Below are 22,114 nucleotides of genomic sequence, written 5' to 3'. Positions count from 1 at the left end.
TCCCCTCAGAATGAATGCATCAGCAGTGCCGGTTGATACAAAGTCTTCTAAGCGAGTTTTTCCAGCGTATGGGCGTCAATGATTTCTTTCTGCTCCAACTGCGAAATGGCCTGTTGGCTCACGCCCAACGATAGCGCCAGCGCATCCTGCTTGATGCCCAACATTTCGCGTATACGTTTCAAATTATAGCCCTGATGCGGGGTTTTGCGGTAGTGTTCATGTCGGTTTAGATATAATACAAGCAGATTATAGGCACCTTTATCTCCATAGTAAAGGTAAGCAGATATTTGTATTACAACATAATTCTACGCCACCAATCCCACCTTTTACTCTATACATTCAAGCCTTACCACACCTAATGCGGGCGGGTAAAGCGTAAATCGTAGTTGTATTTGATTTGTCGATACAGCGTCCGCGCTAGGCGTATGATTGGGTTATTGCTTTGTTGACGCCAGTTATTACGCTGCACCGTGCTGGGTTCATTGTCCGAATTTACTTGGTCAAATAGTCCCTTAAAATCATCGTAAAACAGACCCGTACCTTTATTTTGAATGAAGGCGAGGCACATCATATACTCCGCTTTGTCCGACTTAATCCCTTCTACATAACGACCAAATTTGTTCAAAAATGTGCTACGCCGCAGGTGCGGGTGGTCGCTATAGAAGTAAATTTTATCGTATTTGGCCGACCAAGGTTTGTAGACCATGCGCGAAAATCCTTCTTTAAACGGCTCCAAATGAGCATATTCATAATAGGCATAGAAGCGCACCATGTCCAAAGACGCATCCTCGTTTAAAAAGCCAACCGCCGCTTTTAACTTGGGGACAAAGGCGGGTTTAGGAATAAAATCCTCCTGCACATAGAGCGTATAAGGCGTTGTGACGGCCTCCTGTCCTTTGTTGAGGTTATTGGCCAACCCTTTGTTTTTAGGCGTCGTGATGAGTCGAAACGGAAAACGTTTACGCATCTCTGCCATGGCCTCTTGATGCTCGGGCTTGCTGGCGTCATCTGAAACCACAATGTCTTCAAATGAACAGGAAATAGCATCAAATGCTTTCAGCAACCGTTCCAGTGAACTGCTGCGATTATAGTGCGTAATGAGCAACGTAACGCCAGGAAAATGGTTCTCCGCTTTAGCCATCGGGTCTATCTTTTAGAAAAATACACATTCGCCGCCTTCTCGGCTACTTTTTCAGTAAGCCTCTGACGACCAATGCGGTACTTTTTATTTGAAAGTAATAAGTTCAACTGTGTTTTTTAACAATCGGAATTTTAGGTAAAACCACCGCAAGGCCATAAAAGCAGGATTGGTGCTCTCGCGCCAACTGCTCCGTTGAATGGTACTGGGTTCATCGCTGGAGTTTTTTTGGTCAAAAAGCGTGGTAAATTCATTAAAAAACAGACCTTTACCCTTCTTTTTTAGCACCGACAAACACATCAAAAACTCGGTTCGGTCCGATTTAATGCCTTCAGCATACTTGCCAAACTTGTCCAAAAACGTGCTTCGACGCAAATGTGGGTGGTCGCTGTAGTAGTAAAATTTCAGGTGGTCAGTGTACCAAATCCACGGTTTAAACACCATCAACGAATAGCCTTTGGCGTGGGGTTTGAGGTACGGATAAGCAAAGTAGGCGTAAAAACGAACAATATCCAGCTCATTATCTAGCTCCATAAACGCCAACGCATCTTTGAAATGCGTCACAAATGCAGGTTTTGGCACAAAATCCTCCTGAACGTACAGGGTGTAGGGCGATTTTACCGCCGCTTGTCCTTTGTTGATGTTGTTACCCAACCCTTTGTTTTGGGGTGTCGAAACCAACGTAAATCCGTATTTTTCTTTCATCGCCTCTACCGCTTTAAAATGCTCGGGCTTACTGGCATCGTCAGATACCACGATGTCGTCAAACACGCAACCCAAGTTTTGAAATGATTTTAACAAACGCTCCAACGAACTGCTGCGATTGTAATGAGTGATGAGCAACGTGACACCCGCAAAATGATTGGCAGAGGTTACCATAAGTTTAAAAAGATTGGCAAAAGGTTAATTTCAATTAATGAGCCAACACCACCTGACCATTTTTGGTGTATTTCTGGGTTGAGGTCGTAAATGTATACTTCATTGACCATGTATATACCCCTTCCTGACACGCCACGTTTTTAAATTTCCCATCCCACTTGACCGTCGGGTCCCGGCTGACAAAAATCGCACTTCCCCACCGGTCATAGACCACAAATTCAAACGCGGCTACATTGCTCATAAAAACGTCCAAAACATCATTTTGACCGTCGTTATTAGGCGTAAATATATCGGGAACATATACACTCGGACTTTCACAATCGGTACACCTTTTCAGGGCTAAATCGTCCAGCGCAAAATCGTTTCCACACCCTCCTTGTCCGTTGTCAATCAGCCGAATCACTACGTCCGTCGTCTCCTCCGACGTGGTAGGAAAGTTGAAAGTCAAGGCAAACTTTCGCCAAATGGGCGTAGGGGTTCGTAAAATTACCCCCGTGTTCAAAGTATCAATCAATCGGCCGTCGGTCGTTTCGACACGGATGGTAATATCGGGGTCGTTGGGTATGGCAAAACCACAGGTTCCGGGCGGGAATTCGAGGTTTAAATTGACCAACCAAAACGAATATTCGTAGGCCGCTTTGGTACATAAACCAGCAATGGTTTCCCGATATATTTCACCCGGATACGGTGCATTGATAATCAACATATTACCCGCCACATCTCCTGGTGTATGGTCTTCACTGAGCCCGTGCCAACTGTTTGTAAAACAAGCCCCACTCACCGTACCCGCCACCGTGTAGCTCCCGTCGTTGGGGCAGCCATCGGTTACGTAAGTATAGTTGATGTAGCCGTTTGGCAAAGCTCCCCGCTGACCCGTCCCAAATGTTTGATTACTGATGGTATTTCCATCGGCACAATTCTGGGCAAATGTATTTCTCCCAAACACCCCTGCCATCCAACATCCCACGAAAAGCAACAAAAATGAGCGCACAGTTGGGTTTTCATTGCGATTCGTTTTGTAGAAATTCATCATCATGCCCAGTCTAATGTTTCAAGAGGAGGATTTTGGCGTGGGGGATAAAAAATGACCAATTTCTTGAAGCCCACCCCAAAAACGTTTGGAAAATGCTTTCATCAAACTTCCATCCGCTACCAATCGTCGGTCACTGGTCCATGCCTTGGCGTTGGGGTCAGTGACCCTGAAAGTCGTGCCTTTCCCCTGATTTTGAAGCGCCAAAGCCATCAATCCGTCCTCACAACGGCCCGACGGAGGGGGGGCTTCTCCCGCCGCAATCAGTTCGGCCACGGAACCTTCCCGACCCGAATCGGTCTCAAAACCGCCCACCGCCAACGCATCTGCCCGACGAAACGCAAAATTGAAACCGTACACATTCATATACGACCGGTGTCGATTGCGCACCCGATTGAGCAGGTGTGCCGCTTTTTCATACAGCGACAACGCCAACCGCGACGACTGGGGGCTAGGCAAAAACGAGTACAATCCGTAGGAACACGCAATGGCGGGGTTTTGAAGTGGCGCCGTAATGGCCTCCACCCAACCCGGCGGGTACAGGCAATCGGCGTCGGCATTGGCGATGATTCGCCCCTTGGCCGCCAATAATCCCGACTGACGGGCAAAAGCCACGCCCGGTTGCTTTTCAAAGATTGAACGTACGCCGCATTTGTCCAACAACTCTTGCGTACGGTCGGCCGAATTGTTATTGACGACCAACAGTTCTACGCTTCGCGTTGTTTGTTGGTCGCCCAATGACGACAGCAGATTCAGGATATTTGCTTCTTCGTTATAGGCGGGAATCACGATGGATATTTCAGGATTTTCTACCCGAAACTTACTCAGCCTCGCCCGAATATCCGCGATGCGCTCCGCCGTAGTATCGCCGGGCGGATACGTAAACAAATGTTTGGAGACCCAAGAGGGAAGTAAAGAGTTATTCACGACAACGTTGGTTAGGGATAATCAGGACAAACATTATTATACGCCATTAAACAGTCGATGTAACCGTTTTTTTTCTCGCTTTAAACCTCATCTCTATGTGCGTATAGGTCCACTCCGACACTTTGTAAATCAGGTAATAATTCACAAATACTAAATATACGTAAGCGGAGGGAGGGAATTTTAAAATCCGAATAAAAAGAACATTAAACAGACTGATTAGCAGCGCATGAGTCATATAAATCGAGTAACTGTACAAGCCTACTTTATCCAAAAACACAGATTTTTTTAGCGTATCGGATACCAGTCCGCGTTCGAAAGAAAAAATCAGAATGGACGTAAAAAACAGCACTTCATACACCCCTCCCATTTCTTTGAAGTAGGCTCCGTAATAAATCATGCCGATGATTGCTCCCATAACGAGTACTTCCGATAAATCGAAAAATAACTTGGGCAGTTTTTTGAAATACCCATAAGATCGGTCAAATACACCGTAACAAAATGCCCCAATAAAGAAGCCGATGATACCTCGTAAAAAACCGTAATCAAAACTGTAATTGAGCCGGAAGCTTTGATTAATCAAAACCATTGAGGCAAAAGCCACAAGGGCAATGAACAAAAACACGACGAATTTTTGGCGGACAATCCCCCATTTGTGCAGCAGCAGCACAACCGCTCCGTAGACCACGTACGAAATCATTTCGGCGCTGATGGACCAGCTCGGAATATTCCAGCTTACGTCCTTAATTCCGAGTATTTTAACCGAATTGAGTAAAAACAAAGACGTAAAAAATGAATACACATTGTTGTTTGCGCCCACGGGCTGATTGACCTGCACGTACGACGAAAGATAGCCTTTGACCAATTCGATAAACAAAAAAGCCAGCAACATCAGCAAATGCAAAGGATAGATTCGGTACAGTCGTTTTTGCAAAAACGTGCCGATTTCTTCGGTTTTGGCAAAGGTTTGGTAATTGTACGCAATCACAAACCCGCTGAGCACGAAGAAAAAATCAACAAACATGTCCGAGTTTCTGACGAAATCGTTGTTGAGCAAGGGAGTATCGGCAAAATCGGCCAAGTGAAAAAACACGACCATTGAGGCAAAAATCCCCCTGAAAATGTCCAATATTCTGAACCGGTGTTTCATAACATTTTCTTATATCGACTTCCTGAAATTTTTAATTTCGGACAACGAAAGTTTAAACTTCAACGTCAGCACCGCAAAAATGCCCCCACCGATGGCAATCTGAACAAGGGTATGGAGCAGCCCCTCACTGCCAACAAACTGTTGATACAAAAACACCCCGCCGACCATCATCAGGCAAAAAAGCAGTGGTTTGCTGAGATTGGTCAAAAACTCTTTCAAAAAATGCCCGATTAATGAGTGGGCAATCACGAAATTCAGTACCAAATAGATGAACGTAGCTGTCAAAAACGCAAAGGCAATGCCCGTGACTTCCCAGTATTTTCCAAAGAAATAGAGCAACGGAATCTTAATGATAAGCGTGACTAAATTAAGATAAAAAAGCAAATTTGGCTTGCCTTTGGTAAAGGCAATGGTATACAAGGGGTGCGCCAACGAACTGAAAAAACTCTGGAAAACAAAAATCTTAATCAACGGAATGGTCGGCTCCCAGCCTGTGCCGTACAGCAGCGGAATAACGCTGTTGGCCGTAATAAACAACCCCGCCAACAAAGGCAAATTGAGGTAACTAATCAGATCCAAAATTTTGATATATGACTTGCGTAGTTCCGAATCTTTGTCTTTCATTTTGGCTAATAAAGGGTACGCCACCTGCAATATAATCGGGTTGAGCTTGGTAATCGGAAACACCGCCAATTGGGCCGCCACCGTATAAAAACCCAACGATTTAACCCCCAACACACCACCCACCACAATCGTATCGGCGTTTCCTTGGATAAACCCCAGCAGTCCATCGCCGACATTATACATTCCAAAACGAATATGCTCCTTGATCATTCCCAAGTTGAAATACAACGACGGGAAAAAGAACTTTAGCCCAAAAACAATTTGCAATCCTGTACGAACAATGTGCATGGCCAATTGTCCATAAATCAACGACAACTCTTCAAAGCCACTGTAAGCCAAAGAGATAGAAGTAGCAGCCCCCACCACCGCACCCGCAATTTCCATCAGAGCAATCGACTTAAAGCGCAGTTCTTTCTGGAGCAGAAAGAGGTAAATTTGGCCAAAATAAATAATCACAAAATACAGCGATGCCAATTTAATGACCTTATCAAGCCTCGGCTCATGGTAATACGCAATGATAAGTGGTGAGCTAAAAAAGACGATAAGGAAAATAAAAAAACCCATCAGGAGACTCAGGAAATACAGCGTAGACAACGCTTTTTGGTCATTTTCCTGTTTATAAATGATAGAGTTTGAAAAACCGAGATTACTGAAAATGTAGAAGAAATTAATGATTAAGGTACTTACACTTACGACCCCAAAAACGGCGGGGTCCAATAATCGGGCGAGAATTGTGACTTGAACAAACTGAAATACAGTGGATATGACGGTAGAAATAGTAATCCATTTCCCTCCATCAATCGCTTTTTTAGTGTTACTCATAACGTTGGCAAACGGGCTTTAAATCGGTTAGGTTTGGGAGGCCGACGGCAGTTTCCGCTGGTGTTTGAGCAACACCTCAGACGGTACCAAAATTTGCTCTGCTTCTTTCACCGTTGGGGCATCAATATACTCCTTTTCAACACGATTTAAAATAATTATGGGGTTCTTGGTGGAAATTTTATTGTATAAATCCATCAACTGTTTCTCTTTACGTCCCCACACGCTGTTAGCATCCACAACCAAAAGCGAAACGTGGCATTTGTTAAATAAATACAGCGGCAAAGGACTACTCACCAGCGGCGGCAGTTCCAAGATGATTTTATGAAAAGGCGAAGTCGCAAAGGGTTTATCTTCCTCCAACAGCCCCGTCAAATCAGACACATTCATAAAATCTGGACGAATGGAATAGGGGAAAAAATGGACTCCATTTTGTTCAAACGGAAGTTCATTTTTAGTAATTTTTGGGTAAAAATAGGCTATTTGCTGCCCCGTCTCGGCATACAAGCGCGCCAGTCCGTGGGCTACCCAAGTTTTACCCTGTTTAGAACGCATACTCACCAGCGTAATCAACGGAATCGGGACCTGAGAAGCCGACTGTAAAATCTCAATGTTGATGGCATTGGTCAACTGCTCAAACGTACTCATTGCTGCTCGGCTCTCCTTCGAGCCAAGGGTCAATTTCTTTACTTTTGGAAAAGCAATGGTCACGGGTTTGCCAATTTTTGCTTCGGCATTTTCGGGAGAATCAAGCCGGCGGTCGAGCAGAAAACGAATGACCGTCATCAATAGCGCAATAAAAAAACCAACCCCAAAACCCACCACAATCAGCAACAGGCGCTTACTCGGTTTGGGCTTTAACGGATAACTAGGCGGGTCAAGTATCTTCAGTATATCATCCTCCAACACATCCTGACGATAGATTTGTGCTTGGTTTAGGCTGGCTGTCAAAGCCAGATATTCCTTTTCGGCCACGTCGAGTTCGCGTTGCAGTTGGTGAAGGTCCGTTCCGAGCGGGCTATATTCAGTCATTTTAGCCTGAAATTCCCCAAGGCGTTTTTTGTACACATCAAGGCGGGCATTTGACTCTTCAAACTCAATCACTTTTGCTAACCAATCTTCCACCAATTTATCTTGGGGTAAGGATTCGGGAGAATTGCCGGCGGCATAATACCTCCGCGAAATCTCCTTCATTTCTTCCTTTATCCGGTCTGCTTTTGCCTGCAAACTACTGACTTGGCCGTTGCTCTGCCCGCTCGACTGCGCACTTACGACCTCAGTTTCGGCAAACAGCAGTTCAGTCTGCTTTTGAATCAAATCATCATTGATTGACAGCAGATTGCCCCGTTGGCCCATTCGTTTTTGGAGGGCATCCATGCCAGCTTTTACGGCACGGTTGCGCATCAATTCTGTGGTATATTCTTTGGCAAAACCATCCCGGGAAAAAACCGCATTTTTGGATTCTTCGGCAAAGTTTACCAGTTCGTGTTTAATATTAAATTCCCGTAGTTTGGATTCTATCTCTTCCAGCTTATCCCGTGCTTCCTGCGATTTGCCTTTGTAATAATCAATAACTGGATTTGCGTCGATACTTTTTAAAGAAACGTAGCGTGCATTCAGCACCCGAACGGCATGAGCGAGGGTTTGCTGGGTCACGCCCCGGTCGTCCGACTCGTATTCTAGCTCAATCATATCGCTGCTGTTCTTTCGGTTTGCCTTCAGTTTTTTGGCAATTCCTTCGGTAGAATAGTACGAATAAGGGTCGTTTAAGAGGCTCTTAATTGGATTGTCTTTATCTGAATTGGCCAGTGCCTCTAGCTTGGGATACAGCCCTGTGGAGTCTAAATTGGCCAATAAATCAAGCCGAAAACTTGAGGGAATTGCATCTTGTAGTTCAGAAAATCCAGGTTGTGCTAAAATGAGGCTATCGGATTTGGGTAACATAAGGTGCTGCGCCAGTAAGCGCAGGCCAATCTGACGCATGGTCTCGTTTGAGTTCAACGTCGTCAGCAAATTATCAAAAGCATTGCTGATGGTTGTGTAATCGGGAGTCCCTGATTTGTTGACAGATTGAATAGAATACCCCGAGGCAAGCCCCGTATAAACGGTTGCTTTGGCGGTGTATTCTTTTTGTTCGTTACGGGTAAAATAATAAACAGCCCCCGCCGTCAGCAGCGGAAACAGAATAATCCACAGTGTATTTTCTTTCAGAAGACGTATAAAATGATTAACTGTCATCCGTCAAGTTTATTTACGTTTTAGGCGCTGAATCGGAACTCCCACCAGCGCCTCAAGATTATACAAATACTTCAAAAAAGACCCTCTCGCTTCCTCAATGGAAGAAAGAACGCCAAAATAGCTTTTGCTCGCATTCGAGAATGCATTCACATCCAATTTCCGCTGTTTGAATTCCACCTCTGCGATTTGGTACGCAACGGTCGCCATTTGCTGGTCTTTCAGTCTGAGTTGAAGCACTTTCTGCGCCGTCACCAAATCCTGAAACAAATCAATCAACTCCCTTTTTAGCTGCAATTCCTGAATTTCTTTACGGCTGAGCATAGATTGGTAGTTGGCTTTGGCCTGCGTAAGCATGTGTTTTCTGCCTATGATTTCATACAGACTAAGCTGCAGATTTAACCCTACCCGGTATCCGTTTGCAATTTGCCCGATGGCATCTCCCGTAGACCCCGACCCCGTCGATATAATGGCCTGATTACCCGCCGAATAGCTTCCGCCCGCTGTCACAGATTGCAAGATTTGCAACTTTGAAAGTTTATACGACGCCTGCTGAGCATTGGCCACTTCTTTCTCAAAATTGAGCAATGGAGAATGCGCCAGTGCCAACTCAAACAAGTCATTAAAGGGTAACAACTGCATGGCTATATCATTATTAAAATCAACATACAGCGAGTCTGCCGTCCCCAATGTAGAGGCACGCATGGTGGTAGTGGGCGCTTTTTGAAAAGATGAATTTTGTCCAAATAATGGCCCACACAGACATACCCCACTAATCAATAACAGACAATAATGGTGGTAAAAAAAAGAAGACCACTTGTAAAAGTACATAATCATCCATTTAATCAATTAATATATATATACCTAAAAGACTGTCTTTTTAATACCTAACAAACCAATTTTGGTCGATTAAGTTTTAATACTATTCGACCCCAAAGATACACCCTAAATAAGCAGCAGGCTTCATGCCAAGGGTAAAAAATAAAACAGTCCTTGCTTACCAAAATTAACTATAATATATTTATCAAATCAAACCCTCAGCACACTCTTGTCTGTTTTCTTAAAAGAGATAAATCGTTTATTATCTTTGATTTATTAACGTTATGACTTTTTTCGCGCTTGCAAAATACGTTTTGAGAACGAACAACTCCAAACCTGAAAATGCCCTTCTTTATATCCCTAAAAACCATGCCAAAGTATCAATAATCACCATTTCTTGCCCGAAGTATTTTGTTCTACAGCATTTTGTAGACAAGATAAAATATCCATAAAAAGCAACCTAATAAAATATCCCTAACTCTATCGCCAATAAGATGGGCATATCCTCCAAAAAGTTTAATATTGTTATTACTTCCCGGCAAATTTGGGAAGAGACGCATTTGGGCAGTAATATTCGGGATATGGCCCGGGTCTTATCCCAATCTCATCAGGTTTTATTTATAAATGACCCACTGGACTGGTCGACCGTCATGTCGCAAAAATCAGGCCGTGCCCAACTACGAAGTGAGTTTTTGGCAAAGCATCAAGGCCAACGCCTGATTCAGGACGGGGCTAATTTATGGGTTTTAAGCCCAGAATCGGTCATGGCCTCCATCAATTGGATGCCCGACGGTGCGTTGTACGATTGGCTCAATCGTTATAATACAAAAAAAATAGCGCATGAAATCACCACCGCCGTCAAAAAACTGGGCTGGGATTCATTTATTTTAATCAACGACAACGATATGTTGCAGGGCTTTTTTATGAAAGAACTCCTGCAACCTAAGGTAGCGGTGTATTATTTACGGGATAATTTTCTGGCCGTTGATTTTTGGCGCAAGCACGGCCTGCGTCTGGAGCCTTTGCTGATGGAAAAAGTAGATATGATAGCCAGCAACTCTATTTATTTGGCCAATCAAGCGGCTCGATACAATCCGCAATCGGTGTATGTGGGTCAAGGCTGTGATTTAAAACTTTTTGATTCTAGTAAAATAGACAAGATTCCCGCCGATTTGGAGGCAATTCCGCACCCTCGGGTGGGCTACGCGGGTGCCCTGACGGGCCTGCGCCTCGATGGCGAACTTATTGAAACCGTTGCAGCCCAACGCCCCGATTGGCAAGTCGTTTTGATTGGCTCAACCGACGATTCTTTTCCCGTTGAACGCCTAAAGGCACTTCCCAACGTCCATTTTTTGGGCTCCAAAACCCCTCAACAAATCCCTGCGTACCTAGAAGGAATGGACGTGCTGATTAATCCTCAAAAACTGAATGAGGTAACGATTGGGAATTATCCCCGCAAAATTGACGAATACCTTGCCATGGGCAAACCCATCGTTGCGGTCAAAACCGAGACCATGGATTTGTTTAAAGACCACGTAAATTTGGCCGAAAACAGCGACCAATTCATCGCGCAAATTGAAGATGTGCTTCAAGGCAAACAACTTTCTACGCCAGAAGCCCGCATTGCCTTTGCCCACGAACACTCATGGGAAAATTCGGTGGGAGATTTAATGAATGCCATTGAAACACGTTTTTTTTCGAAAGCATTACCAAAAAAATGAGTATAAAAACTTATCTGGACAGCCGTCCGTCCATCAAACGATTGGTCCATTGGATGCTCATTCCTACGGGTCAGGCGCGGCCACGCCTGTGGGTGAGCTGGTTTGTCAATCCGTTTATTCATAAAAAGCACCGGTCGGCGGCCATTCGTGCCAACGTACGAATGGATGTACTGCCGTTCAATGCTTTCACGTTGGGAGCACACAGTACGATTGAGTCTTTTAGCGTGGTCAACAACGGCGTAGGAGATGTGACCATCGGCGAGCATTGCACGGTCGGAATCGGTTCGGTGGTGATTGGCCCCGTCACGATTGGCTCCGACGTCATTATTGCGCAGCACGTAGTAATGTCGGGACTGAACCATGTTTACGAAGATGTCACATTACCCATTCACCGTCAACCCGTTACGACCCGTCCGATTGTCATTGAAGAAGAGTGCTGGATTGGTGCCAATGCCGTTATTACGGCGGGGGTGACTATCGGCAAACACTCCGTTGTGGCGGGTGGAAGTGTGGTCACGAAGGATGTTCCGCCGTATTCGGTGGTGGGAGGAAACCCCGCCCGTGTTCTCAAACAATATGATGCGGCAAGCGGGCTTTGGCAAAAGCCAAGCATTGCTGCTGCCCTTTAGGATTGCTTTTGTAAGCTGACCAATCAATTTACAAATTCAATTTTTTAAGTTCCGAAACCGCATAATCACAGGCCCGGGCCGTCAGTGCCATGTAGGTCAGGGATGGGTTTTGGCAGGCCGAAGAAGTCATACAGCTTCCATCCGTGATAAACACATTTTTGACGTCGTGCATTTGGTTATAGCCATTCAAGACGGAAGTTTTGGGGTCTCGGCCCATCCGGGCGGTGCCCATTTCGTGTACTGCCGAGCCAGGAGGCAGGTCGTAATAAAACTGTTGGACTTTCTTAAAACCTGATTTTTGGAGCATTTCTTCGGCGCTTTCTTTGATGTCTTTGCGCATGTTGATTTCGTTTTCATGGTATTCAAAAAACACCCGAACCAGCGGCAATCCCCATTGGTCTTTTTGCTCTTTGTCTAGCCAGATACGGTTTTCCGCGTAAGGAAGCGTTTCGCCCCAAGCCCCGATAAACATCGTCCAAGGCCCCGGTTGGGTCAGTGCCGTTTTAAAATCTTTGCCAAAACCTTCCACCCGTTTATACTGGTCGCTCCATTCGGCACGCTCACCATCTCCTTGATAACCAAACCCCCGCAGATAATCCTTCTGTTTGGTTTGGGCGTTTAGGTTTCGAAAACGGGGCACATAAATCCCGACGGGACGCCTACCTTCGTAATATTTATCCTTGAACCCTTCGTACTCGCCCATGGCTCCACCCATCATGAAATGGTCCATGAGATTGCGGCCCACCTGCCCGCTCGAATTTCCTAAACCATCAGGAAAACGATGTGAGACCGAATTCAACAAAAGCGCACTGGTGGCAATGGTGGAGGCATTCAAAAAAATGATTTTGGCGTAGTACTCCCTTACCTCTTTGGTGTGCGCATCCATGACACGTACACCCGTCGCCCGATTTTTTTGTTCGTCAAACAACACCTCAATGACGATGGAATCGGGTTGTAAGGTTAGATTTCCAGTGGCCATAGCCACGGGTAGGGTGGCGGAATTGCTGCTAAAATACCCACTAAAGGGGCAGCCTCGGTCGCAAAGATTGCGGTACTGACACGGCCCGCGTCCGTTCCATCCTTTGGTGAGGTTGGCGGTTCGGGCAATGGTGACCAAACGGTCTTTATAATTTTTCTTTACCTGATTGGCAAAGTGCGTTTCCACGCAATTGAATTCCATCGGGGGCAGAAATTGCCCGTCGGGCAAATGAGACAGCCCTTCGGCCCGGCCACTGATGCCCACAAATCGCTCAACATAGTCGTACCAAGGTGCCAAATCTTTATAACGAATGGGCCAATCGACGGCTACACCTTCTTTGGCATTGGCCTCAAAATCCAAGTCGCTGAGTCGGTAGCATTGCCGCCCCCACGTCAGTGAGCGCCCTCCTACCTGATACCCTCGAATCCACGAAAAAGGTTTTTCCTGAATGTAAGGATGCTCTTTGTCATTGACAAAAAAATGTTTACTCCCTTCGTTGTACAAAACGCTCTGAACGGGATTATCGACTTGGTCTTTGATGACGTTGTTCAACCGATTCGGAAACTCCCACGGGCTTTTGAGCGCGGTCGGGTAGTCGGTTACGTGTTCTACATTCCGCCCTCGTTCCAACACCAATGTCTTCAACCCCTTCTCACATAGCTCCTTAGCGGCCCATCCTCCACTTATGCCCGACCCTACCACGATAGCGTCGAAGGTGGATGACTGTTTGTTTTTAAGGGTGGGATTAGTGGGGTACATGCGTTGAGTTGGTGTTAGAAATCAGCTATAATTTATTTTGTGGCCCACGATTTTTGGTTTTCCGTCATCGGAACACACCCTGCAAAACGGCCCGGAACGAGCGTATACGCAAGGCCTTGGGTAACACCCAGCATTGAGGTACAATACCCAATACAGGTATATTCTTTCAAAATCGGAAAGAAAGGGTTTCCGAATACTTTGCGCTGTACCTTCCCCGCGATGCCTTCGAGTGGCTTGCTTTCTTCCTCAAAATGCCGCATGACCGCATTTTTTTGTTCTTCGTTACATTCAAGGTAAGATTTTGCAAAGGTATCTTTGGAAAACGACTCCACCGATTTAAGGCCGTCGATGAACCGATTCTGGGCAACGGTATCCATATTTTCAGCGACCATTTTAAGGATAAAATCAGCCACTCCCGCTTCAATTGCCCCGGGGGTATCGGTGGCAGGAATAATGGTTTCGCTCAGCGCGGCCAGCAATTGTTTTTGACTCAAAAGAAACGGCAAATCGGGAGTTTTATGCCAGCTTATCCATTTGAAGATTCCGAAGGAAGCCAAACTTCCTCCCAGCAAAGCAATTCCCCAAAGCGCACGACGACGTTTCATAAGTCAAAAAAAGGTATCAACAAATCAATTGATTATTAAGCATTTACCAATTCCTTTTTGGGTGCAGCTACCTCAGCAGGCGTATCCCACCGATTACAGGTCGCGAGCATAGCCATAGAGATAAAAATAACCCCGTTTGTCGGAAACTGCCCCATAACGGGATTTGAATAGGCCATTACGGCAATGCCCCCCAACTCCGCCAGCATCGTGACCATAATTTTGAACAGCCAAGGGTCTTTGATTTGCCAAACCTTCCAGGTGGCAAAGGCGATGATGCTTACCAAAATAATGACATAGAGCGTCATTCCTACAGTTCCCGTTTCAATCCAAAGAATCACGTACCAGCTATCGGGCGCCACCTGAGAAGCCCAGTGATTTGGTGAAAAACGTTGTCCTACCGCTTCAGAAGTTCCCAGCCCCGCTCCAAAGGGATAATTTTCCATCAGACGGGCCAGTTTTTCTTTGTTTTGAAGGCGTAATAAGAAAGAAGGATCTTCCATGGGGCGCAACGCAGTACGCATCCGCTGTACCTGATAGTTGCCACTACCGATGTTGGTGTACATGAGGATGATAAAAATTGGTATCGCTACGGCGGCACCAATCATCATCTTCTGAATGTCTTTCCGTAAAAGTAGGTAAAACGCGTAGCCCCCCACCAACACAAACAACGCACTACGGGTGCCTGAAAGGGCATATCCCCAAAAATACACCAGCGCCAACGCAAGATAGCCTATCTTGTACATCCATTTTTTTTCTTCAAAAAACCAAATGACACAGACCAAGGTGGTAGCGGCCATTTCGGCCCCAAACTGTGAGGCATCGGTGTAAAAAGAAAAAATCCGTAAAACCCCAAACAACACGTGGGTTTTATCAGCCCCCATATTGAGCCAATTTTGTTCATTGGCCGTAAGCCCAATGTATTGTTGTTTGAACCCCCAAAGTGCGCCCAAAAAAGACCAAAACAACCACGTACGAATCAGGATTTTTATATCAGATTTTCTAAACGGAACCACCAACACAATGCAGGTAGCCAAAATCCAGTAGAGCGAAAATTTCCGAAAATTATACAGCCACGCGGGTTTGTAAGGAGCTTCTGGATTGAAGAATTCAAGTATCGTAAAGAAAACCCACAACGCCACGAGGTAAAAAACGGGATGGTGCAACCGCCCCCAGTCGTAGCGCTTGGCATTGACCAACAAACTTAACATGGTCAGAATCAGCGAGGCATCAATAAAGATACCAAAGGGCAGGTCTACCGTCAGAAACCGCGCCGCGAGGCCAATCAAAAAATTGAGTTGAAGGTATAACAACAGGCCAATACGCGGCTCAGCAAAAACCCCAATCAATACAAAACAGGCAATGGGTAGCACAACCGCCACGCCCGCCCCCGCAATACCCAACGCCGCAATCAAATAGCCGCACGTAAGCGTGCATACCATGCCTGCCATGCCGTAGAGCCAAAATTTTGACTGTTCGTTGTTGAGTAAAGATACCATTCAAGACGCACTTTTTTACTTATTCCACTTTCAGCAACACACCATCGGCCCGGCGAACTTTTTCCCACGTGCCTGATTGTTTACCACGCAAGTATCGTACCAATCCCGCCAAAGCGCACACGTTCATAAACGTAAAATAAAAGGGGACAAAGAGTAATTTCCAGCGCAAACGGCGTTGCTCCAATTGATAACCTACCCACGCCGCCCCGTAGAAAAGACATTGCAGCACAAATAGCGTAATCCAAGCAGTGCCCATCGGCGACGGCGCTTGCAAAGCCGAGTAAGCCAACCACGCATTGAGCAGAAATATCAGAGGCAAACAAATCGGGGCCACGGCCCATCTAAACACGCGGTGAGAAACGTATTCAAAGCACAAAATGCCGTATTTGAAGGGATTGAGTAAATAACTCAGGCGTACAATGGATTGAAAACCGCCTGCCGCAATACGGATTTTGCGTTTTTGTTCATCCAAAATCGAAAACGAGGGGTGCTCCAACGCATAGGCCTCAGGTTCGTAGGCCACTTTGTAACCTTTGCCCGCAATACGGAGCGAAATAATAAAATCATCCAAAATGGTATCGGGTTCAACATGCTCGTACAGCTCCGTTCGTACCGCAAACAGCTCCCCCGCTGCCCCCACAATGGTATGCAATTCCGAATCCCAGCGTTTGAGTTGTGATTCATATTTCCAATACAAGCCTTCTCCCGACCCCGCCGCCGACTCATCGTCGTTGGTCAGAATTCGTTTTTCTCCCGCTACCGCGCCCACTATCGGGTCCTGAAAATGCCGAACAATGTTTTTGATGGCTTCTTTGTTCAGTTGTGTGTTGGCATCCGTAAAAACGACAATCGGGGTTTTTACGTATTTCAGGGCTTCATTCATGGCTGCCACTTTACCCCGGCGCTCGGTGCCGCCCAGTACGTCTACTTCTTGTCCGTAATGCGCTTTAATCCACTCCGTGGAGCCATCGGTAGAGCCTTCGGTGACAAATAAAAATCGGATTTTAGAACGCGGATAATCCTGCCCCAACGAGTTGGTGATTTTGGCTGGTAAACACGAAAGTTCGTTGTAAGCAGGAACCACCAAGGTTACCTCAGGAGAATAGGATTCATCGGTTTTGGCCGAAGGGCGTTTTCCTCGGATACGAATGAGCAACCACACCACCAATCCGTATCCGAGATAGGTGTATACCACAAGACCGATACAAACGAGGAGTAAAATTTCTGCCATTTTTTCCGAAGGAGTTATATTTTGTAAGGTTTATCCAACGCCACCGACGGAATAATGTCGCCGTTTTGGTTGACCTTATGGGTCAGGTTCCAGACGATGGCATCCTTGATGGCTTTCAGATACTTTGTTTGTCCGCGCACCAAATGAACCAGCGCGGCTTTGGGCAGGGCCAACAGAAAGTAGTACAAACAGAAAGTAACCAAGGTCATGCCCGTCACGTTTCGGCGCATAAAAAGCAGGCGGTTGCGGGTATGATAATACTCTTTGAGCGGATTGGCTTTGCCCACGCTCATGGATTCGCGGTGGTAAATGAGGGCCTTGGCCTCGTAATAAATCTTAAAACCCGCCCGCCGAATTCGCGCCGACCAGTCGAGTTCTTCGTAGTATAAAAAATAACTATCTTCCAGCGAGCCCGCCTTCTCAATGACCTTCCGCCGCACCATCATTGCGGCACCGTGCGCAAAATACGTTGCGCCCGACACATCGTGTTGTCCTTTGTCTTCTTCCTGCAACCCAATGGCCCACGTGCGGCCCGTAAGGCGGTCTAAAGGGCGATAACCCGCGTATTGAAGAATGGTGGGGTGGTCGTGATAACGAATTTTGGGGCAAACCATCCCGATGGATGCATCCGTGGCAAAAGGGGCCAACAGGTCTTCTACCAGCGTGGGGGTGACGATGGTATCGTTGTTCAATAAAAAAAAGTAATCTCCTTTGGCCTGTTTGATTCCAGCGTTGTTGCCACCCGAAAAACCCAAATTGGCATGGGTCAGGATTACTTTGACGTTGGGATAATTGCCTTTCTCAATCAGTGGCGTGGGGTCTTCGGCGGAGCCGTTGTCAACCACAATTATTTCGACATTGGGGTACGTCAGGGTACGCGTCGACTCCAGCATGTCGCAGGTGACTTGCGCCTGATTGTAGTTGATGGTAATAAACGATACAAGTGGCTGAGTACTCATACATTCTCCTTTTGAAAAACCGCCTTCACTGTTTTAATCATGATAATTAAATCGGTTTTGAACGAATATTTCTTGGCGTAAAGCACATCCAATTGAATGCGTTCTAGGTCTGACACCTTTGATTTTCCGCGTTTTGTCACTTGCCAAAGGCCCGTCAGGCCCGCTGGGGCGGCAAACCGCCGAGCATAACCCGTTGCGGTGAGTTTTTCGGCTTCATACGGAGGTAATGGACGGTTGCCCACAAACGACATATCTCCCAACAAAATATTAAATAACTGAGGAAGCTCATCAATGCTGGAGTTACGCAGAAATTTCCCCAGCTTAGTGACGCGCGGGTCTTCTTTAAACTTGGAAAAGGTAGCCTTTGATTTTTGCTTCTGGTGGTAGAGTTTCTCGCAGATTTGTTCGTTGTCTAAAAATAAAATTTGTTGACATTCGGTACCCGCCGCCTGGCATTCCTCGCATAAATTGCTCACGGCAGCCGCAGGTGCTACATTGTACATGTTGAGGGAGGCCATATTGGCCAACATCTTGTCGGCATCAGTGCGCATCGTCCTGAACTTATACATATCAAAAATCCGGTAGCCCATTCCGACCCTTTTGGAACGATAAAAAATCGGCCCTTTGGAATCCAATTTTATCAACACGGCCACCACCGCCAACAAAGGCGAAATCATCAGTAGGGCCGTTGCCGAAACCACAATATCAAACACCCTTTTTCCAAAAGGACTTCTGATGCGCTTCGGTTTGTAGGGGGTTCGGGTGGATTCTTGGTATTGTTTTTTCTGGATGAGGTAATTGAGCCTGATTTTGAGGGCTTCCAGCGGGTACGGCAGCTCAAACACATCAATCACTTGCCCTTGTGCTATTTGGGGAGCTAGTTCCCCATTTTCTCTAAACAAGATAACGGGTAATGATTGAAAATAAGCCGTTTTTCGCAGTGATTTCAAGAAATCAAGGTAGCCTTCCGAGTCATTACAAATGACCAAATCGACGGGATTTCCCATCTCTAGGAATTCCAGCGCGTCTACGTAATCTGGCTCTGGTATAATATCGATTAATGCCCCGAAGTCATTAATCAGCAGTGACACCCGTTGCGGGTCATCTTCAATGTACAGTGCTCGAAACGAACCCTTTTGTTCTGGCTCCATTTGACTTTTTATCAAGGGATAGAATAACTGAAATAAAGTGACTTTTCGGAAACAGTAGCGGTCAGAAAGACTACTTTGATCTCCGCATGACGGCCAAAACCTTTGCTTTTACCTCCAAAGGATTGAAAGGTTTGGTCATGTAATCATCAGCCCCCAATTCCAAACAGGCTATACGGGTGTTGCTATCGTCGTACGTAGAAAGTATAATAATCGGCAGATTTTTAAACATCGGACTGGCTCGTATCGTCTTGATCAAATCCTGGCCATTCAAATATGGCATCTGTAAATCAGTCAAAATGACATCCACAGGATTCCCCTGTTCCAACCAGGTCATGGCTTCTATGCCATTGACATGGGTGGTAACTTCAAAATCATTTTTTAAGGATTGACGAAGAACTTTACGAATAAACGCATCATCTTCTACAATAAGAACATTGTAACGATTAGTCATGAGTACTGAATTATTTTATGAGAATTTGTTTCATTAACGTTGAAATAATTTGGATAAACACCGATGCAGATTATGTACTCAAAAAAGCGTCCTCTGTCACTCTGTGCATTATGTTGTTTTAGGATATTAAATTCAAAAGCCAAATTAGAACGAATTAGATTTTAGGGAATTTTTTAGGCCTTTCAGGTATAAATTATTCTGTTCAAAATTACAAGGCGAATTTATACTGATTAGTCATCATTACTTTTTTAGTTTACCAAACTCACTCTATATGCACCATATTTTATATGCTTTTTAGTTTATTGTTTAGTAAATACTAATTAGCATTTTACTCGCATTACGACTCGTATTTCAAATGGTTTATCGAAGATTTATAAAATAAACCACCTTTTTCATGACGATTATTGACGGGTTAACCACAAAGTTTGCGCGTGTATTAGACAACATACACTCAGTTAACAACCGATAACAAGCAGGGCGTTTTTAATTTTTCACTAAATTTTATCACTTTTTCAACAAACAACACTGAGTTGGATTTGCAACTTTCCCATGATACTGTTGCAAGTTCAATAATTTGATAAACGGTTACGTTTTGGTATGTTATTTATGGTCTCATAGGTATAACAAATATACCTAATTTAGATGAAATCAAATGATTCCTCAATGATTAATTCTTTTTGTTATATTAATCTTCCATTGGGTATGAACGGTTGCTGTATGTACCGCGCTGGCAAGACCTAGAAGAGGATGAAAAAAATTGTATTTTTGGGATATTAGCAAAAGTGCATTTCGGCACTGTTTAGATAGAATTACTTTTTCCATTCAAAATAAAAAACACTTCCGAGGCTTGGGTCCGAGTCTACCCAGATTTTACCACCCTGCTCTTCCACCAGTAATTTCAGGATTGAAAGCCCTACCCCCGTACTGCTCTCTGAGGTAGCCATGTTGATTGAAGTTCTGAAAAATTTAAATATATTTTCATGGTCCTGAAACGGAATCCCAGGGCCATTGTCTCGCACATAAAACTCGTATAAATCCCCTTTTTCTTGACATCCCAACTCAATAGTCGCGTCCGGTTTGTGATTGTATTTTGCGGCATTACTGATTAAATTTTGGAACACCTGTTGTAGCTTCAGTTTTTTAGTCCATAAAATCGGCAAAGGGGTCGTGATTTTAAACGTAACATGCGGCGGCAAAAACAAATTATGCACAATCTCCTGCACCATATCCTGTACATTTACCTCCTCCACGGTTTGGTCGGCCAGGCTTTTTCGAGAGTAGTCCAGCAGGGCATTAATCATATTTGCTAAATACAGTGCCGCTTCTTTGGAGTGGGATATATATTCTTTGCATTCTTCGGCACTCAATTCGCCGTCCTCGTCCATCTCCAACAATGACAAAGCGCCAATAATGCCAGTGAGAGGTGATTTCATGTCATGGGCGATGATATAAGCAAACTTTTCTAGCTGCTGATTGATTCGCCGAAGCTCAATGGCGGTATACTTAAGTTCTTGTTGGTATTGATACAGGTGCTGAAAAACCTTTACTTTCGCTTTGGTGACGTTGATATCCAAGGGTTTTTGCAGATAATCCACCGCGCCCTCATCAAACCCTTTGAGCATATAGTGCTCTTCTTTGTTGATAGCAGTCACAAATACAATGGAAATGTGCTTGGTTTTTTGGTTGGTTTTCAACAACCTTGCCACTTCAAAACCGTCCATTTCTGGCATTTGGACATCCAACATGATCAGGCCGATGTTGTCGTTGCGGAGGGCGTGGCGCAGGGCTTGATTGCCAGAAGTAGCTTTGATAAAAACCCTGTTTTCATCGGCCAACATTTCTTCAAGGGCCAATAAATTTTCTTCACGGTCGTCAACCAAAAGAATTGTAAAATCGCGATTAGGGTTTAACATCGTTGAGATTAATTATACGTTCAATGTATGTATATATGTAGAAATTTGGGCTGGCGTCCAAGCTTTCGCCCCGGCATTGGCATCAAGGGCCAATTGAGGCATGACGGGATACTCAGCCGTTGAAGGCTCCTGCACAATGCCAGTACCTCCTCTTGCTATTATCTCTGCCATTCCGTGTGAGCCATCACCGTTTGCGCCGCTCAAAAGAATTGCCACTGCCTTTTGAGTATATATTTCCGCAATACTTTCAAATGTCACGTCTATTGAGGGACGGCTATAGGAGACCAGCTCAGAATAATCTAAACAAAAAGAATGGGTTTCTTCAATCAACAAATGATAGTTTTGTGGAGCCAAATAAACACAATTTTTTTGGATGGGTTCTTTATCATCGGGCTCTTTTACCATTATTTCTTTTCGTTTTACCGCCAAAATCTGTTCCATCTCACTTATTACGTTTTTGGAACGGTGAATAACGATGACAACGGCAAAATCAAACGGTGATAGCAGCGCTTCAATCAGCTCACAAATCACCGGAATACTGCCTGCGGAGCCGCCAATTACAACTATATCGACGTTGTTTTTTGTCATCGCCTCTCTTGGTT

General features: G+C 45.1%; 20 protein-coding genes. 2 read left to right on the top strand and 18 right to left on the bottom strand.

Annotation, left to right across the window (positions count from 1 at the left end; all coding sequences use genetic code 11):
- Positions 1-47 precede the first annotated feature (47 nt).
- The 9 genes from NCI00_RS29415 to NCI00_RS23280 form a co-directional block, all read right to left on the bottom strand.
- Entirely contained in the window at positions 48-182 is a 135-nt protein-coding gene (locus tag NCI00_RS29415; protein ID WP_310586788.1) for a helix-turn-helix domain-containing protein, read from the bottom strand.
- Positions 183-355: 173 nt separating this feature from the next.
- Positions 356-1,141 carry a glycosyltransferase gene (locus tag NCI00_RS23315; protein ID WP_253531803.1) on the bottom strand — a complete coding sequence of 262 codons (786 nt, stop codon included), beginning with the start codon at positions 1,139-1,141 and terminating at the stop codon, positions 356-358.
- Between the two features lie 84 nt (positions 1,142-1,225).
- Positions 1,226-2,017, bottom strand: coding sequence for a glycosyltransferase (locus NCI00_RS23310; protein WP_253531801.1), 792 nt, complete (start codon positions 2,015-2,017; stop codon positions 1,226-1,228).
- Between the two features lie 34 nt (positions 2,018-2,051).
- Positions 2,052-3,053, bottom strand: coding sequence for a T9SS type B sorting domain-containing protein (locus tag NCI00_RS23305; protein WP_253531800.1), 1,002 nt, complete (start codon positions 3,051-3,053; stop codon positions 2,052-2,054).
- Positions 3,054-3,068: 15 nt separating this feature from the next.
- Entirely contained in the window at positions 3,069-3,974 is a 906-nt protein-coding gene (locus tag NCI00_RS23300; RefSeq protein ID WP_253531799.1) for a glycosyltransferase family 2 protein, read from the bottom strand.
- A gap of 46 nt (positions 3,975-4,020) precedes the next feature.
- The gene (locus NCI00_RS23295; protein WP_253531798.1) at positions 4,021-5,121 is read right to left on the bottom strand and encodes an acyltransferase family protein; all 1,101 of its coding nucleotides are present in this window, start codon (positions 5,119-5,121) and stop codon (positions 4,021-4,023) included.
- A gap of 9 nt (positions 5,122-5,130) precedes the next feature.
- Positions 5,131-6,567, bottom strand: a complete 1,437-nt coding sequence (locus tag NCI00_RS23290; RefSeq protein WP_253531797.1) for an MOP flippase family protein — start codon at positions 6,565-6,567, stop codon at positions 5,131-5,133.
- Between the two features lie 27 nt (positions 6,568-6,594).
- Positions 6,595-8,802 (bottom strand): GumC family protein, encoded by a 2,208-nt coding sequence (locus NCI00_RS23285; protein ID WP_253531796.1) that lies wholly within the window; start codon positions 8,800-8,802, stop codon positions 6,595-6,597.
- Positions 8,803-8,811: 9 nt separating this feature from the next.
- Positions 8,812-9,504, bottom strand: coding sequence for a TolC family protein (locus NCI00_RS23280; protein WP_253531795.1), 693 nt, complete (start codon positions 9,502-9,504; stop codon positions 8,812-8,814).
- A gap of 608 nt (positions 9,505-10,112) precedes the next feature.
- Between NCI00_RS23280 and NCI00_RS23275 the strand changes: the two genes are divergently transcribed.
- Together NCI00_RS23275 and NCI00_RS23270 are read left to right on the top strand one after the other, a co-directional pair.
- Entirely contained in the window at positions 10,113-11,339 is a 1,227-nt protein-coding gene (locus tag NCI00_RS23275) for a glycosyltransferase (protein ID WP_253531793.1), read from the top strand.
- Complete coding sequence (locus NCI00_RS23270) at positions 11,336-11,968, top strand: acyltransferase (protein ID WP_253531787.1); 633 nt, start codon at positions 11,336-11,338, stop codon at positions 11,966-11,968. Before NCI00_RS23275 ends, NCI00_RS23270 begins: the two co-directional genes overlap by 4 nt.
- A 28-nt stretch (positions 11,969-11,996) precedes the next feature.
- Here NCI00_RS23270 and NCI00_RS23265 read toward each other — a convergent pair whose 3' ends face one another.
- The 9 genes from NCI00_RS23265 to NCI00_RS23225 form a co-directional block, all read right to left on the bottom strand.
- On the bottom strand, positions 11,997-13,706 hold the full coding sequence (locus NCI00_RS23265) for a GMC oxidoreductase (protein WP_253531785.1): 1,710 nt from the start codon (positions 13,704-13,706) through the stop codon (positions 11,997-11,999).
- A 32-nt stretch (positions 13,707-13,738) separates the two neighbouring features.
- Positions 13,739-14,311, bottom strand: coding sequence for a gluconate 2-dehydrogenase subunit 3 family protein (locus NCI00_RS23260; protein WP_253531783.1), 573 nt, complete (start codon positions 14,309-14,311; stop codon positions 13,739-13,741).
- A 35-nt stretch (positions 14,312-14,346) separates the two neighbouring features.
- Positions 14,347-15,807: an O-antigen ligase family protein gene (locus NCI00_RS23255; protein WP_253531781.1), complete on the bottom strand. Its 1,461-nt coding sequence runs from the start codon at positions 15,805-15,807 to the stop codon at positions 14,347-14,349.
- A gap of 19 nt (positions 15,808-15,826) precedes the next feature.
- Complete coding sequence (locus tag NCI00_RS23250; RefSeq protein ID WP_253531774.1) at positions 15,827-17,038, bottom strand: glycosyltransferase family 2 protein; 1,212 nt, start codon at positions 17,036-17,038, stop codon at positions 15,827-15,829.
- Between the two features lie 14 nt (positions 17,039-17,052).
- Positions 17,053-17,997 (bottom strand): glycosyltransferase family 2 protein, encoded by a 945-nt coding sequence (locus tag NCI00_RS23245; RefSeq protein WP_253531772.1) that lies wholly within the window; start codon positions 17,995-17,997, stop codon positions 17,053-17,055.
- Positions 17,994-19,148: a sugar transferase gene (locus tag NCI00_RS29460; RefSeq protein ID WP_289623398.1), complete on the bottom strand. Its 1,155-nt coding sequence runs from the start codon at positions 19,146-19,148 to the stop codon at positions 17,994-17,996. Before NCI00_RS29460 ends, NCI00_RS23245 begins: the two co-directional genes overlap by 4 nt.
- 70 nt (positions 19,149-19,218) lie before the next feature.
- Positions 19,219-19,599: a response regulator gene (locus NCI00_RS23235; RefSeq protein WP_253531770.1), complete on the bottom strand. Its 381-nt coding sequence runs from the start codon at positions 19,597-19,599 to the stop codon at positions 19,219-19,221.
- Between the two features lie 809 nt (positions 19,600-20,408).
- Positions 20,409-21,512 carry a sensor histidine kinase gene (locus NCI00_RS23230; RefSeq protein ID WP_253531768.1) on the bottom strand — a complete coding sequence of 368 codons (1,104 nt, stop codon included), beginning with the start codon at positions 21,510-21,512 and terminating at the stop codon, positions 20,409-20,411.
- 12 nt (positions 21,513-21,524) lie between these two features.
- Positions 21,525-22,100: a chemotaxis protein CheB gene (locus tag NCI00_RS23225; RefSeq protein WP_253531766.1), complete on the bottom strand. Its 576-nt coding sequence runs from the start codon at positions 22,098-22,100 to the stop codon at positions 21,525-21,527.
- Positions 22,101-22,114 lie beyond the last annotated feature (14 nt).

Source organism: Runella salmonicolor (genome assembly GCF_024158025.1).
In the GTDB taxonomy this organism is placed as follows: domain Bacteria; phylum Bacteroidota; class Bacteroidia; order Cytophagales; family Spirosomataceae; genus Runella; species Runella salmonicolor.
This window is presented reverse-complemented; position numbering and strand designations above follow the sequence as displayed.

Bases quoted from the DNA above. Each gene is read 5' to 3' on its own strand.
- NCI00_RS23315 (WP_253531803.1), bottom strand. From the start codon at position 1,141: ATGGCTAAAGCGGAGAACCATTTTCCTGGCGTTACGTTGCTCATTACG.
- NCI00_RS29460 (WP_289623398.1), bottom strand. From the start codon at position 19,148: ATGGAGCCAGAACAAAAGGGTTCGTTTCGAGCACTGTACATTGAAGAT.
- NCI00_RS23310 (WP_253531801.1), bottom strand. From the start codon at position 2,017: ATGGTAACCTCTGCCAATCATTTTGCGGGTGTCACGTTGCTCATCACT.
- NCI00_RS23280 (WP_253531795.1), bottom strand. From the start codon at position 9,504: ATGCGTGCCTCTACATTGGGGACGGCAGACTCGCTGTATGTTGATTTT.
- NCI00_RS23235 (WP_253531770.1), bottom strand. From the start codon at position 19,599: ATGACTAATCGTTACAATGTTCTTATTGTAGAAGATGATGCGTTTATT.
- NCI00_RS23295 (WP_253531798.1), bottom strand. From the start codon at position 5,121: ATGAAACACCGGTTCAGAATATTGGACATTTTCAGGGGGATTTTTGCC.
- NCI00_RS23225 (WP_253531766.1), bottom strand. From the start codon at position 22,100: ATGACAAAAAACAACGTCGATATAGTTGTAATTGGCGGCTCCGCAGGC.
- NCI00_RS23285 (WP_253531796.1), bottom strand. From the start codon at position 8,802: ATGACAGTTAATCATTTTATACGTCTTCTGAAAGAAAATACACTGTGG.
- NCI00_RS23265 (WP_253531785.1), bottom strand. From the start codon at position 13,706: ATGTACCCCACTAATCCCACCCTTAAAAACAAACAGTCATCCACCTTC.
- NCI00_RS23305 (WP_253531800.1), bottom strand. From the start codon at position 3,053: ATGATGATGAATTTCTACAAAACGAATCGCAATGAAAACCCAACTGTG.
- NCI00_RS23270 (WP_253531787.1), top strand. From the start codon at position 11,336: ATGAGTATAAAAACTTATCTGGACAGCCGTCCGTCCATCAAACGATTG.
- NCI00_RS23290 (WP_253531797.1), bottom strand. From the start codon at position 6,567: ATGAGTAACACTAAAAAAGCGATTGATGGAGGGAAATGGATTACTATT.
- NCI00_RS23250 (WP_253531774.1), bottom strand. From the start codon at position 17,038: ATGGCAGAAATTTTACTCCTCGTTTGTATCGGTCTTGTGGTATACACC.
- NCI00_RS23230 (WP_253531768.1), bottom strand. From the start codon at position 21,512: ATGTTAAACCCTAATCGCGATTTTACAATTCTTTTGGTTGACGACCGT.
- NCI00_RS23275 (WP_253531793.1), top strand. From the start codon at position 10,113: ATGGGCATATCCTCCAAAAAGTTTAATATTGTTATTACTTCCCGGCAA.
- NCI00_RS23260 (WP_253531783.1), bottom strand. From the start codon at position 14,311: ATGAAACGTCGTCGTGCGCTTTGGGGAATTGCTTTGCTGGGAGGAAGT.
- NCI00_RS23245 (WP_253531772.1), bottom strand. From the start codon at position 17,997: ATGAGTACTCAGCCACTTGTATCGTTTATTACCATCAACTACAATCAG.
- NCI00_RS23255 (WP_253531781.1), bottom strand. From the start codon at position 15,807: ATGGTATCTTTACTCAACAACGAACAGTCAAAATTTTGGCTCTACGGC.